The organism is Acinetobacter sp. TY2, assembly GCF_046269225.1.
Lineage (GTDB): Bacteria > Pseudomonadota > Gammaproteobacteria > Pseudomonadales > Moraxellaceae > Acinetobacter.
In genome coordinates this window covers 66,191-80,502 of sequence record NZ_JBJZOR010000010.1, presented here as the reverse complement: position 1 = coordinate 80,502, position 14,312 = coordinate 66,191, and the positions used below count along the sequence as shown (strand labels likewise).

At 36.9% G+C, this 14,312-nt stretch carries 10 protein-coding genes; 8 read left to right on the top strand and 2 right to left on the bottom strand.

Annotated features, from left to right (window positions below):
• The 4 genes from ACK1JC_RS08380 (at position 1) to ACK1JC_RS08365 (ending at position 2,757) form a co-directional block, all read left to right on the top strand.
• On the top strand, positions 1 to 1,299 hold the full coding sequence (locus ACK1JC_RS08380) for an ABC1 kinase family protein (protein WP_409511408.1): 1,299 nt from the start codon (positions 1 to 3) through the stop codon (positions 1,297 to 1,299).
• Between the two features lie 140 nt (positions 1,300 to 1,439).
• Positions 1,440 to 1,820 carry a dihydroneopterin aldolase gene (gene folB, locus ACK1JC_RS08375; protein ID WP_409511407.1) on the top strand — a complete coding sequence of 127 codons (381 nt, stop codon included), beginning with the start codon at positions 1,440 to 1,442 and terminating at the stop codon, positions 1,818 to 1,820.
• Complete coding sequence (locus ACK1JC_RS08370) at positions 1,777 to 2,208, top strand: 2-amino-4-hydroxy-6-hydroxymethyldihydropteridine diphosphokinase (protein ID WP_409511406.1); 432 nt, start codon at positions 1,777 to 1,779, stop codon at positions 2,206 to 2,208. The genes folB and ACK1JC_RS08370 overlap by 44 nt, the downstream gene beginning before the upstream one ends.
• 27 nt (positions 2,209 to 2,235) lie before the next feature.
• Complete coding sequence (locus ACK1JC_RS08365) at positions 2,236 to 2,757, top strand: hypothetical protein (protein ID WP_409511405.1); 522 nt, start codon at positions 2,236 to 2,238, stop codon at positions 2,755 to 2,757.
• 912 nt (positions 2,758 to 3,669) lie between these two features.
• On the opposite strand, the gene coq7 is transcribed toward ACK1JC_RS08365, so the two are convergent.
• Both coq7 and ACK1JC_RS08355 read right to left on the bottom strand, forming a co-directional pair.
• Entirely contained in the window at positions 3,670 to 4,305 is a 636-nt protein-coding gene (coq7, locus tag ACK1JC_RS08360; protein ID WP_409511404.1) for a 2-polyprenyl-3-methyl-6-methoxy-1,4-benzoquinone monooxygenase, read from the bottom strand.
• A gap of 1 nt (position 4,306) precedes the next feature.
• Positions 4,307 to 5,623, bottom strand: coding sequence for an MFS transporter (locus ACK1JC_RS08355; RefSeq protein ID WP_409511403.1), 1,317 nt, complete (start codon positions 5,621 to 5,623; stop codon positions 4,307 to 4,309).
• 235 nt (positions 5,624 to 5,858) lie between these two features.
• On the opposite strand from ACK1JC_RS08355, the gene ACK1JC_RS08350 reads away from it, so the two are divergent.
• From ACK1JC_RS08350 to ACK1JC_RS08335, 4 genes are all read left to right on the top strand, one after another.
• Entirely contained in the window at positions 5,859 to 8,672 is a 2,814-nt protein-coding gene (locus ACK1JC_RS08350) for an autotransporter assembly complex protein TamA (RefSeq protein ID WP_409511402.1), read from the top strand.
• Positions 8,673 to 8,711: 39 nt separating this feature from the next.
• Complete coding sequence (locus ACK1JC_RS08345) at positions 8,712 to 13,244, top strand: translocation/assembly module TamB domain-containing protein (protein WP_409511401.1); 4,533 nt, start codon at positions 8,712 to 8,714, stop codon at positions 13,242 to 13,244.
• A 136-nt stretch (positions 13,245 to 13,380) separates the two neighbouring features.
• On the top strand, positions 13,381 to 13,752 hold the full coding sequence (locus tag ACK1JC_RS08340) for a hypothetical protein (RefSeq protein ID WP_409511400.1): 372 nt from the start codon (positions 13,381 to 13,383) through the stop codon (positions 13,750 to 13,752).
• A 126-nt stretch (positions 13,753 to 13,878) separates the two neighbouring features.
• A complete protein-coding gene (locus tag ACK1JC_RS08335; protein ID WP_409511399.1) occupies positions 13,879 to 14,148 on the top strand; it encodes a hypothetical protein in 270 nt (89 codons plus the stop codon).
• Positions 14,149 to 14,312 lie beyond the last annotated feature (164 nt).

Below are 14,312 nucleotides of genomic sequence, written 5' to 3'. Positions count from 1 at the left end.
ATGAAAAATAATATTTTCCTAGATGGACTCCGTTCAGTTGCCCGTGTGGGTGAAACTGCGGTGATTGCTGCAAAGGCAGGTATTCGCTACGCCACAGAAAAACCAAGCAATGCCAAGTTGATGCGTGAAACATTTGAATCACTTGGTTCAACATATATTAAACTTGGACAATTTATTGCGAGTACGCCGTCACTCTTTCCTCGTGAATATGTTGAGGAATTTCAAGGCTGTTTAGATCAAACGCCATCATTGCCATTTAGTTATGTTGAAGAGGTTCTAGCTTCAGAATTTGCTGGACGCAATTTGTCAGAAATTTTTGCATCGATTGATGAAAAACCATTGGCATCTGCATCTATCGCACAGGTGCATGCGGCAAAATTGGTATCGGGTGAAGATGTTGTCATTAAGGTACAGAAGCCTGGCGTGGAAACGATTTTATATACCGATTTGAATGTTTTACATTGGGCGACCAAAGTGCTTGAACGTGCTGTGCCAAAAGTAAAATTTGCATCTTTGGCGGATATTGTCGATGAAATTAAAACACGTATGGTACGTGAAGTAGATTTTATTGAAGAAGCTAATAATCTCGATGATTTTGTTGAGTATTTACAAGTTTCTAAAAATACTGCGGCAACTGCTCCGAAAGTTTATCATCAATATTCAACGCGTCGTATTTTGACTATGCAACGTTTGTATGGCGTGCCATTAACCGATTTTGAAGTCGTAAAAAAAGTAGCAAAAGATCCTTCACAAGTCTTGGTTACAGCTATGAATACATGGTTCGGTAGCCTAATGTTGTGTAAATCTTTTCATGCCGATTTACATGCTGGTAATCTAATGTTACTTGATGATGGTCGTATTGGCTTTATCGATTTCGGTATTGTCGGTCAGCTCAAACCTGAAGTTTGGCAAGCCTGTATGGCATTTATGGATGCTTTACAAAAGACTGATTATCCATTGATGGCTGAAAATATGCTGAAAATGGGCATGACCAGTACTAAAATTGATACTGCTGTACTTGCTGCTGATTTAGAACGCTTGTTTAGTGGTGTTTTAATGGCAGATCCACAACAGATTTTATCGTCTAATCCTGCCGATTTGAATGATATTATGATGGATATGGTCGGCGTTGGTGAACGTCACGGTATTCGATTCCCACGAGATTTTGCATTACTTTTCAAACAAATGTTGTATTTTGATCGATTTATGCGAGTGCTTGCACCGTATACCGATATCTATGCAGATCAACGTATTCAAATGGTTCAATCACTTGATCCTGCATCATTATTGAAACATTGATATCGTATTTTTTGATTAAATAAATAATCCCCCTCAACCTCCTTTTAATAAAGGAGGAGCTTTTCAATATATATGTAAAAGTGGGGAACTCCCCCATTATCAAAAGGGGGGATTTATTAGGGGGATTCAAAGGAATGTTTATGGACGCAATTATCATTGAAGGTTTAAAAGTTGAAACTGTAGTGGGTTGTTTTAATTGGGAACGCCAAATTATTCAACCACTAATGCTTGATCTGACCATCAATACATCACTTGAAAATGCATCAAATTCAGATGAACTTGACGATACGCTAAATTATGCAGAAATATGTGAAATTTCAGCAAAAGTGATTGTTGATGCCGCCCCAAAATTGATCGAACATGCGGCAAAGCTAGTACTTGATGCGCTTTTTTCTACCTTTCCAAGCATTGAATCGATTATGATTACAATCCGGAAGCCTGCCATTATCGCGCAAGCAAATTCTGTAGGAATTCGTCTTGAACGCCACCGAAACGATTTTCGCCCTAGCATTGGCGAGTAATTTAAATCCTCAATATCATTTTCAGCATGTTTTCAGCCAAATCCAAAATTTGGGTTCTGTGCAATTTTCTCCAATTTATTTAATTCCGTGTCGTGATGGTGTGGGTGAGGATTATTGGAATGCTGCCTGTTTACTAAAAAGTACCTTGTCAGTTGATGCTTTAACGGTCTTGTTAAAACAGCTTGAAATAGAATCGGGGCGTGTACGTCCATCGCATCAAATTGCTTTAGATATTGATCTTATTGCGTGGGGTGGTGATCTTAATCATATGCAATTTAATCCCAAAAAATTACCTTTGGCGTTGGATGTAAAAATTCCGATGTTAGATTTATGGTCAATAGATTTTTTCAAACATGAAAAACATCAATTTCCAATCATTGTTTTATAAATAAAAAAAAATAGAGGGTTGCTTGCTATGTATTTAAAGTCATTTGCGGTATTTAGCTGTGTACTTGCTTTGAGTGCATGTCATCATTTGCCTAAAAAACCAGTACAGCAACCAAGTGTGACAGTTGAAAATCAGACATTGCAGCAACGAGATCAGCAGTTAAAACAAAAAATATATAATTACACGCAAGATCAAGCTTTATTTGATGTGGCATTTGATGATTTGAATAATGATGGAAAAGAGGATGCAATTGTTCTTTTGAAAGGGCAAGATTGGTGTGGTTCAGGTGGTTGTACCATGTTGATTTTTAAAGGGCTGCCAAATCAACAATTTGAATTTATCAGTAAAACGACATTGGTCGATACACCTGTTTATTCCACAACATATTTACACAATGAATGGAAGCAATTGTTGGTGTATAGCCGAAAGCATGGACAGGTTATGTTAAAGTTTGACGGAATGAAATATCCATTAAATCCATCTTTACTCCCAGTTCAAAATGCTAAGTTTGCACCGAATAGTGCCCATTTATTATTAGGACAGCCTTAGCTATTTAAAAAGCAAAAAATCTTCTTTCATTATTCTAAATTTAAAATTAATATTTATTTAAATAACGAAAGAAGATTTTACTAAGTAAAAGCTAATGATTGTTTTAAGTGTTGTTTTAAATTATTTTTAGCTCATCCATAAAATAAGAAAAGGTAATGAAATATTCATTAATAATGTTTTTAGAAATTCCTCTCTTAATCTGATAAACATATAGTTAAAAATTAATTTTGATTCTCAATCATTGTATGACCTATTTCGTGACTTAAATGAAGTTGTCTATAAAATTTTAAGGGTGGATTGAAGGTAATAGAATCTGTAATATTTTTTAAAACTGTAAAAATGACATTTCCAGTCGCTTTAATGATTTCAATAATAATATATTTTATTATTTCAGGTTGATTACTCAATAATGAAATTAATTTATAACTTAGTCTTTTATTTAGTGCTCATTTTTCTGATCAGAGAAATTCTAATGTTTGAGTAATTTTTTGAGTTTGGTCTAAGTTTAAAGCCTTTAGTTTATGAATAAATCAAGACCGATAATGTGCATCTTTATGAGCATGAATATTATTAATTTTTATATAGATATTTAGGAGAGTTTAAGAGGATTACATATTTATTAATATCCCCGAAAATGATAAGGAAATGTGTTAGGGAAGGAAGGAACTCGCACTTTTTGTTTAACTCAATTTGAGGATCACATAATGTCTGAAAAAATGATATTAGCTGAATAATGATTTTTTACATTTAATGTAATATTCTGAATTATACATATTAATTTTTATATTCTAAAATCTTTTAATTTTAAGTTGAATTATCTTTAAATTTAGAGGGGACTAAATGTAGATTTTTTTAGATTAAATAAAAAGCTCACATTTGTGAGCTTTTTATGAGTCCAGATAAGAAAAATTTTTAAATAAAATAACTCGTCTTTGTCATTAATTTAGAAATAGCCGTCATCGTAATTTTTACTGGTGCTGGTAAATCGACACCGCCTGCATTTAAAGCCGTATCGCGATGATGCAATTCATCTTCATTCATTTGTACTAAAATTTTACGAGAACGTTCATCTTGTGCAGGAAGTTCACTAATATGTTGTTGTAGGTGGAGGCTTACTTGGCGTTCAGTTTCTGCGACAAAACCTAGACTATATTTATCACCAGCAATACCTGCTAAAGCACCCATACCAAAAGATAGGCCATACCAAACAGGATTAAATAAACTGGTATGACTGTCCAATTCTTTTAAGCGGTCTTCACACCAAGCCAAATGATCTTGTTCTTCAATGGCTGCAAATTCCATTTCCTGACGTACTTTAGGTAGTTTCGCCGTGAGTGCTTGACCGTGATATAAAGCTTGTGCGCAAACTTCACCACTATGATTGACACGCATTAGCCCTGCAACATGGCGAGCTTCACTGACTGCAAGTTGTGTAGTCGTACCTTCAGATGGATTGCTACGCTGTGCAGAGGTTGCACCAGGAACAAGACTGCGTAATGCTTGATCAAAGGAGTTGATGAGTTTGTCGATGCCTGTATATTGACGCATATTAGTCCTCCAAGGAAACTTGAGTGGTGGCTGCAAGCGGTTTTAAACGAGCCAATAACCAAAAACTGAAAATGGCACTGAGAATTGCCGTAATACAAAATAGAATTTTAATATCAATTTTCAGAATACTTAAGATAATAATTGAAAAAATTGCTGAACTGACCATGAAAATCGCATTAAAGATGTTATTGGCAGCAACGACACGTGCACGGTGGCTACGTGGTGCATAGGCTTGCATCATCGCATATAGAGGAACAATATAAAAACCGCCACTGATTCCGAGTAAAGTCACAGCAATCATCACATGATAATAAGCGAAACCTGATGTGAACATTTGAGCAATATTCATTAGCTCACCTGTACGTTCAGGAACAAAGGCTAAACTTGCTGCTAAATACAAAGCAAATACAGTTAAACCTATTGCACCAAAAGGCACCATGCGAATATTGACTTCATTACCACCAACTTTTCGACATAATAATGATCCGACTCCAATGCCGACTGAAAACAGAGTAAGGAGTAGACTTACGACATTTTCGGATGCATGTAAATTTTGTTGTGTCAGTTGTGGAATTTGGGTTAAGTAGGTTGCACCATAAAACCAATACCAAGAGTTGCCGAGTAAAACCAAAAAAACCAAAGGAAGGCTTTTCGCATAACGAATAGTTTGAATGCTCGTGCGGAAAAAGTTCCAATCAATTTCTATATCATTTTCAGTAACATTTTGTTTTAAAACGAAGGTACTACAGATGTAACCAATCACCGCAATCATGGTGACTGTTAGACTGATCCACCATAAATTGCCTTGTGATGAGGAAATCACAGCCCCACCTAAAATCATCCCAATTAGAATAGCGATAGATGTACCCGATTGGAACAATGCATTACCCGACATCAACTCTTGTGGTTTTAATATATCGGGTAAAATAGCGTATTTAATGGGACCGAAAAAAGTACTATGTGTACCCATTAAAAATAATGCAAACAATAAGATAAAAATATTACCCAATAAAAAACCAACTGTTGCAATCAACATAATGATGATTTCAAGCACTTTAATTTTACGAACTAAAGATGAACGCTCATATTTATCGGCAATTTGTCCTGCGGTTGCTGAAAAAATAAAATAGGGCAAAATAAACAATAAAGCAGCCAAATTATTCATGGTGCTCACGTTGCCACTGTGCTGAATCCATCCGTAGGTAATGACCAACAATAATGACTGTTTAAAGACATTATCATTCAAAGCACCGAAAAACTGAGTAAGGAACATCGGAAGAAAGCGCCGTGTACTCAGAATGTGTTGATTTTTATCCATGGTCAATTGACTTCGATTAGTTTTATTAAGAAATGTGATGAAATAGTAACTCTAAAGAAAAATCATGTATCATACTTTTTGTGTTCAACTATACTGTTAAATCAGTAAAAACTTGAACTTACAGTGCATAACACAGGGGATCGAACCTAGCATCCATGAATATAGTGTGTATGCTTTCGATATTTTCTGATATATGTTTCTTCATAGATTAAATTTCTCTGCTATAGAGCCTGGTATGCCAGCAAAAATTAAATTTAAAAAATCCGTTCTTGCGCATTGCATGTATAGCATCTTTAGCACAAATGATATCAATAAACTCTTATTGAACAGTATTTTTTTAAGTGCATTTGTTGTACCTAATGTTTATGCACAAGATTTATCTGTAGATGTAAAACAGGATACGACTGTTGATGTTGCATCAACGAGTGGTGCGACTGTAGAAAAAATCATTCCACTGCCAAATTTAAATGATTCAAGTTTAGGGCTAAAAAATTCTCAATTTTCGCAACAACTTGAAGATGCCGCTCAACAACAAGGATTGCCTGCAAGCAAAATTGCGTTAATTGATGAGAAATTAACGCAAGCTCAAGATCAGACACAGCAAGCTGCGGAAATTGATAGTTTACTAATGTTGCAGCAGCAACAAAAAAATCCAAATAGTGATCAGGGTTTTAAGCCAATTACATTTGATGATTTAGAAGAATTACCTGCTAGTCAGATTGATCCTGCATTTGCTGCCGAAATCAATCAAGTTGCAGAAGAAGCTAAAACGGAAGCATTGAATTTCCGTCATGGTATGAGCAAGCAGCCAGAGATGATTATTGCTGATCCGACTCAACAAGAGCTGATTGATATTGGACAAGCGCCAATTAATGTTGATTCATTGATTCAAGATATTCGTGCAGATAGTCAAATTCAAGTGTCTGAAAATGAATCGGGACGAACTTTTATAGACTATAATCAAGAGGTAGTTGAAGAAGACACACAAAAGCTCAATGTATTTCAACGTATTGTAAAGAAGATTGGGCCTAAAAAAGATAACACAGTTGTGATGGAAAAAATTCATGTCGAGGTTGAGGGAGCAACCGTTCCTTTGGCTGCCAACATTAAAGCTAAATTATCCGTTTTTACGGTAGAGGCATTTTCAGACTTTAATTCATCTGTACCACAGTTGCGTACGCTTGCTAATCAGGCAGCACAAGCTGTTGGCTATTATAATGCTCAATTTAAGTTTAAAAAACAAAGTGATAATAAGTTAAAAGTCACTGTTACTCGTAATGATCCTGTGCTTATTGGCGAGCAGAATATTGAATTTAGTGGAGCAGGTGAAAATTTACCACAATTACAAGTAATCCGTGTTTTACCTGATCAAGAGCCTGGTGATATTCTCAATCACGGTTTATATGAAAATACTAAGGCACGAATTGTTGAAGCTGCAACCAACAATGGTTTCTTTGACAGTTATTGGCGTTTACATGATCTTAAAGTTTTACAGCCACAAAATAAAGCCGATATAAATTTGAAATATGAAACAGGCAATCGTTATAAAATTGGTGAAGTTGAGTTTCGCATGAGCGATCCAAGCAAGCCATTGCCCGTAGATTTGGATATTTTAGAAAAACTTGCCCCTTGGAAAGATGGTGCAGATTATACGGCTTGGCGTGTCAATACTTTGTCAAATAACTTGACCAATACGCGTTATTTTAACTATACCTTGGTTGATGCTGTTAGACCTGATCCAATTCAAAAACCATTAGAATTACCTCCTGATTTACAAGCGCTTGTTGATGAGCGAAAAATCAGTGAAGGTGCGTTGATGGCAGATAGTGGTAAGAAAGTAGCTACTACATCTAGCGAAGAAGTAACACAAAATCTAGTTGATGAGCAAACTTTTGCAGGAACGACGCCTGAAGAGCAATTGCCTGCTGCGCGTATGCAACAAACACAACAACAAGATAAGGAAGCTGAAACTGAACGCTTACAACAACAAGCACGTATCGATCAAAAGATTCCTGTCATCGTCACGCTAAATGCAGATAAGTTGAATAACCTAGAGGCAGGTGTAGGTTATGGAACGGATACGGGTGTCCGTTTACGTAGTCAGTATAGACGTGCAATTGTGAACAATCGTGGACATTCATTTGATGCCAATATGGAGCTTTCACAAATTCGACAGGCATTTGATGGGAAATACAACATTCCTTATAACCATCCACTCAATGACTACGTTAGCATTGTTGGTGGTTATGAACGAGAAGAACGAGATGAAGTCGGGAATAATTTAAACCTTCTCATTGAGTCAGCCGTTTTTGGTGCAGACCGTATTATTAAAGGTTCAAGAAAAGAGTGGCAACATATTTTTGGAATGCGCTATCGTTTAGATCGTATCACGCAAGAAGGTGATATTACGAATGAAGCAGATTTACCCGATGCGTTTGTCATTCCTGGCGCAAAGCCTGAGCAACAATCTTTGTTGGTTGGTTATCAAGTCAGTAAAACCAATAGTGACAATCGTCTAAACCCAACGCAGGGTTTTAAACAGACTTATAAAGTTCAGTTGGGTAGTGACAAATTACTGACCGATACTAATATGGCGATTGTCGATGCGACATGGAAAGCACTTTATAGCTTTGGTCAAAACGATGTACATCAACTGATTGGTGGAACACAGTTAGGCTACATCTTTGCCGATGATTTTGAAAAAGTACCGTATAATTTACGTTACTTTGCTGGTGGAGATCAAAGTCTACGTGGTTTTGATTATAAGAGTTTATCACCTGAAGAGTTTGGCTATAAAGTCGGTGGACAAGGTCTAGCTGTAGGCTCATTGGAATATAACTATCAGTTTAAAGACGGATGGCGTGCAGCTATCTTTACTGACTTTGGTAATGCTTTTGACCAAAAATTTAATAATGATGTTGAATATAGTTTAGGTTTAGGAATTCGTTGGAAATCCCCGATTGGACCAATACGTTTAGATGTGGCATCAGGTCTTTCAGATGAAGGGCATCCAATACGTTTACACTTCTTTATTGGTCCGCAACTTTAATTTTAAAACTTAACAATAAGACAGGATTACTGAAATATTATGGCTGAAATTGAACAGCAAGAACCTAACACACCACAGGAAGAACCTAAAATGACGCCTAAGCAGAAGCGTAGTATGTTACGCCGTTCTTTGGTGTGGATTGGTGTTTTGTTGTTGATTTTAGTCGGGACTTTGACGCTGATGTTTTCAACGGACAAGGGAAGTCGTTTTTTACTTGATCGTGTTTTATCAAAACAAAGTATTATTCAGTATCAATATGAAAGTGGGAATTTACTCAAGGGAATTATTTTAAAAAATATTATTGTGAGTTTAAAACCTGTCGATATCAAAATTGATCGGGCTGACGTATCACTTGGTTGGCGTGCTATTGTGAATAAAGAAATTCATTTAAGCCACGGTGATGTCAATAATCTCCGAATTATTATGAAATCGCCACCATCGGATGAACCCTTCAAATTTACTCCAATTAAATTACCTTTTGTATTACGTATTGATGATGCAACGGTTGATCATTTGCAGATTGCAACATCATCAGGTGTTAAAGTCGATTTTAATGATATTGAATTGCATGAAGCATTGTGGGCAGGAACCCAATTAACCTTTGAAAATGCAAAAACAGATATGGGTTATTTATCTGTACGAAATGCAACAGGTTCAATGGATTTTTCAGGTAAATATCCAATTAATGCGAGAGCAATTGTAAAATTACCATCACTGAAAAGCCTAAATGTTGAAGATATTTATGTCGATGCTCGCGGTACTTTAGATACGATTAAAGCGGGTATTGCGACAAAAACACCCGATATGCTGACAGGTTGGGCAGTGGTTCATCCCATGCGTACACATGTGCCAATGAAAGGTGGATTGATTTTCAAAGACTATCACTGGCCATTGTTATTAGATCAAGAATTAATGTCTAAAAAAGGCACAGCGACATTTAATGGTAATATTGAACAGCTCAATTTAGATGTGCAAACGGATATTAGTGGAAAAAATGTTCCACAAGGTCAATATACGGCTTCAATGAGTACCGATTTATTAAATCAATTGAATATTACCAATCTAAATGGTCAATTGATGGGTGGTGCGATTAATTTAGCAGGTATGGTGAGTTGGGAAGATCATGTGCATTGGGATCTTAAAGGGCGTTTAGATCGTATTAGTCCGAAAGATAAAATTATTCCACAAGCGATTCGAGACTTTTTACCACCATCATTAGATGCCAATATTGCCTCGAAAGGTGCATTAAAAGAAGGTATGCAAATAGGTGCAAATGTTGATTTTGACAAGTTTGAAACTTGGAATTTAAACCTTACACAGGCTGAAGAAAAAGCGAAAAAAGCACAGCCAATATTGATGGATGTTCAGTGGAAAAATATTGATCGGGCGATGCCTTATATTGGATGGCTAAGTAGTGACTCGGGCAATGTAAAATTGGCATTGGTTGAAGGACAGCAGAACATTCAAGTTGCAACAACCATTGGTAAGCATGAGCAAGCGACATTGCCTGCGGGACAATATCAAGCGAAGTTAGATTTAAAAGATAATAATCTACACATTCCTGAGTTTAGCTATCAGGCAGATCAAGGTCGTTTAACGGGTAATGCCGTGATTGAGCTACCTGATGAAAAACGTCAACTAAAATGGAATGCATTATTAAACGCACAAAACTTTAATCCGCAAAGTATTGCAAGTGCAGCACCAATCAATTCATTGAATGGTCAAGTTAAAGCCAATGGTTATGCTGTGCCAAATCAGCAAATTATTCAATTTCAGTCGATTGATTTAACAGGCAAAATGGTCAATCAAGCCAAAGCTGAAACATTGAAACTGACAGGAACAAGTACAGCTGCCCTTATCTTTAATAACGAGAAAGCAGGCGGTGGTTTTAAAAGTTTTGCAGTGAAATACGATGGTGCATTAAATACGAGTCAATTCCCACAGGGCAATGGCGTATTGAAATTTAAGGTTTCAGGTACACCTGAGTTACTCAATATTGAAAACCTGCAACACGATGGTGCCGCAGGTAAAGTGGTTGCGAGTGGAATGGTGCAAATTGCCAATGGTTTTGGCTGGAATATTAATGCCTCATTGATACACTTTAAACCGCAATATTTTGTTTCATCCGTTCGTGGTGAAGTTTCTGGTAATGTAAAAACGCAAGGTATATGGAGTGATCAAATCAAGAAAATCAACATTGAACAGCTCAATGTTGCAGGTATGATCAATAATAAGCCTTTGCGTGGACGTGGTAATTTGGCTGTCATTTTAAATAGTGATCAAAATGGTTTTGTTCCGACACAATTTGAAGCCAATAACTTATTACTTGCTTATGCTAATAATCAGCTTCAAGCGACTGGGAATTCCCAAAACTTACGCTTAAATATCAATGCACCAGCTCTATATGAGTTATATCCAGGTTTACGTGGTACAGCACATGGTTATTTAAATATAAAAGCCAAACCAGGTTTGAGTGCAACGGCAAATCTTGCCATAGATAATTTTGGTTATCAAAATAGTTTGAGTATCAAAAAACTGAGTTTAAAAGGTGAATTACCAACATCAATGACGACGCCAGCAAAAATGGTTGCGCAAATGGATACTTTACGAAGTGGTGGTCGTGAAATTCAATATGCCGCATTGACGTTATCGGGAACACGAAAAGCACATTTAATCCAATTACAAGGTTGGAACTACTATTCAAAATTTTATGTGCAAATGGCGGGTGGTTTTAATGCACAAAATGATTGGCTCGGGCAAGTTCAAAAAGGTGAGTTTGACTCTGTGCGTGTACATCTTATACAAGATCAAAATGCACCAATCATTTATACCACTGCAAATAAAGAACTATATGTTGGACAGCACTGTTGGTCGAGTCAACAAAGCCAATTGTGTTTTGATCAACCCATTCGTGCGAGCCAAACTAAAGGCAATGTGTCATTCTTAACCAAAAATCTCGATTTGAAAGACTTTGGTGCATTTATGCCAGAAGGCTTAGCTATGACAGGCAAGCTCAATGGTTATGCTAAAGCCTCTTGGGCACAAGGTACGCGTCCTAAAATTGATGTCAAAATGGTCACGAAAAGTGGCGTCATTGGTGTTGCTGCTGACGATCCTGATGATGCTGCTTCAACACTTAGCTATGATGAGGCAAGTATTATTGCGAAAAGTATACCGAGTGGCTTGCAAATGCGTGTGGATTTGAAAGCACCCAATATTGGTACAGGCTATGCCAATGTCATTATTGATCCTTATACCGATGCAAAACCAATGCGTGGTGAAGTGGCATTTAATGATGTGCAGTTGAAAATATTAAAACCGTTTATTGCTGATGTCCGTAAAATGGACGGGACGTTGGCACTTGCGGGTAAAATTTCAGGCACATTAAGCAAACCATTATTTGATGGGGAAATGCGTCTGAAAAATGGCAGTATCAGCATGATTTCACTGCCTGTAAACTTAACCAATATTCAAGTCTATTCTTCGATTCGCCAAGATGTTGCAACAATTAATGGTGCATTTAACAGTGGTCGTGGTGTAGGGACATTAACGGGCGGTATCAATTGGAAAAATGATCCACATATTCAATTGACATTAAAAGGCGATAAGTTAGTGATTCAACAGGCTTCATTAGTGACCGCTTTGGTTGATACTGAGTTGTCTGTAGATGTATTGCCATTAAGTAAACGCTTAACTGTCAAAGGAAATGTAACAATTCCTGCTGCGCTCATTTCAATGCCTGAGGCGAGTGCAACAGTGATTAATGTGAGTCCAGATGCTCGTATTGTTCGTGAAGGTCAAGATCAACTTGCCTTACTCAAAGCAGCACAGCCTTGGGATATTCGTGCTGATGTCGATGTGAAATTAGGTGATAAGGTTACTTTTCAGGGCTTTAATAGTCGTATTCCACTACTTGGGCGTGTGTATTTGACCCAACGAGGGCTTGAAACAGCAATGCGTGCCAATGGGGCGATTGGTGTAGGACGTAAAGTGACCATTGAAGCTTATGGTCAGCGACTAGATTTGAATCGTGCAATTGCGCGTTTTAATGGAGCATTGTCCAATCCAACGCTCGATGTAGATGCAACCAAAGTGATTCAGGGTAGTACTGTAGGAGTTCGTGTTACAGGCACAGCGGTGAGCCCAAATATTCAAGTTTATAATGATGCAGGCTTATCGGATCAAGAAGCAATGAATGCCTTGATTACAGGGCGAATTAATGAAGGATCGAGTGGTTTAAGCAATGCCGATGGCTTTAAGTCCGATGTTAATAATACCATTGCAGCGGCAGGAATTAGTTTAGGTTTAGGAGGTACACGCGCCTTTACCAATCAAATTGGTCAGACTTTTGGTTTAAGTGGCTTGGCACTTGACGCACAAGGTACAGGAGATGACACACAAGTTAGTTTGACGGGCTATATTACACCTGACTTATATATTCGTTATGGTGTTGGGGTATTTACTCCTGTTAATAAATTAACCTTACGTTATCAAATGAATCAACGTTTGTATCTTGAAGCAAGTCAATCACTCGAAAAAGCCATAGACGTGTTCTATCATTGGCGTTTCTAAATTTGATAAAAGCTCGATAACCTTAAGTGCTTCGAGCTTTTTCATGCGTATGAAAAAGCAATCAATCGATGAAAATTTGGAAAATATCCCTTTTAGAAAGTTTTTTCAGTATGATATGTCGCAACAGGAGAATGTAATGAAAAGTTTAGTGATCTTGAGCATAAGTGCTGCACTATTGATGTCAGGTTGTGCCGAAAAAAAACCTGCAACCCCTGAAGAAATTTGGCAAGGTTACTGCACAAGTATTGGAAATGCTGCACGAACGATTGCGCTCGATCGTCAAAATGGCATTACCAAACAACAAGCAATAGACTATGCAAACAAAGTGACAGATGCTACGACTAAAGGTTTTGTTTTGGAATACCTTGAAAAGATCTATGCTTTACCTGATGCTGAGTTAAAAGCAGATAAAGATGCAGTTCAGGCACGATTTAAAAAAGAAGCTTATGAGCAATGTGTCAACACACCACATGATCCGAAAAAGATGCCCGATTACAAACCGTTCTAAGGAACGGTTTTTTTATATCTTATAAGTGTGAATTATAAACAAGTATTGTCAGAAAAAGTGATTAGCATAAAAATAGAAAAGCATATATAAAATATTAAAATAGACGTTTGCAAAGGAGTGGTGGAGATGAAAGTAGTCGCATACTTACACAATGCAGATTTATTGCTAGAAGACGAACAGGGTGTTGCGATCGTTGGTGGCAGTCATTATGTACTTAGCCTTGGTGATCAAGTCGTATTTCAAAATGTTATTGATGAGCAAGCCAAATTATTTCAAGTTAATATCACATTTTCCTGTGCTGATCATGCCATGCAACATCAAGATGAAATTCAAATCAAATTTGAAGGATGTCGTGATCAACTTAAAAGCTATTTAGCGAAAACCACTGTACACTAAGGTGTAATGTACTTTTACAGATAAAAAAGGCAACATTGAGTTGCTTTTTTTGTTGCTCAATCAAGTCAAAAGTAATGTAAAAATAAATCTATTTTTTATAAATAGAAAACTTTTGACAAAATAAGGCGAATTAAACATCTATTTTTCAAAAATGCTGAAAAATA

What these genes read in the sequence shown, in the direction of transcription:
- ACK1JC_RS08380 (WP_409511408.1), top strand. Translation starts at nt 1, where the DNA reads ATGAAAAATAATATTTTCCTAGATGGACTCCGTTCAGTTGCCCGTGTG.
- folB (WP_409511407.1), top strand. Translation starts at nt 1,440, where the DNA reads ATGGACGCAATTATCATTGAAGGTTTAAAAGTTGAAACTGTAGTGGGT.
- ACK1JC_RS08365 (WP_409511405.1), top strand. Translation starts at nt 2,236, where the DNA reads ATGTATTTAAAGTCATTTGCGGTATTTAGCTGTGTACTTGCTTTGAGT.
- coq7 (WP_409511404.1), bottom strand. Translation starts at nt 4,305, where the DNA reads ATGCGTCAATATACAGGCATCGACAAACTCATCAACTCCTTTGATCAA.
- ACK1JC_RS08355 (WP_409511403.1), bottom strand. Translation starts at nt 5,623, where the DNA reads ATGGATAAAAATCAACACATTCTGAGTACACGGCGCTTTCTTCCGATG.
- ACK1JC_RS08350 (WP_409511402.1), top strand. Translation starts at nt 5,859, where the DNA reads ATGCCAGCAAAAATTAAATTTAAAAAATCCGTTCTTGCGCATTGCATG.
- ACK1JC_RS08345 (WP_409511401.1), top strand. Translation starts at nt 8,712, where the DNA reads ATGGCTGAAATTGAACAGCAAGAACCTAACACACCACAGGAAGAACCT.
- ACK1JC_RS08340 (WP_409511400.1), top strand. Translation starts at nt 13,381, where the DNA reads ATGAAAAGTTTAGTGATCTTGAGCATAAGTGCTGCACTATTGATGTCA.
- ACK1JC_RS08335 (WP_409511399.1), top strand. Translation starts at nt 13,879, where the DNA reads ATGAAAGTAGTCGCATACTTACACAATGCAGATTTATTGCTAGAAGAC.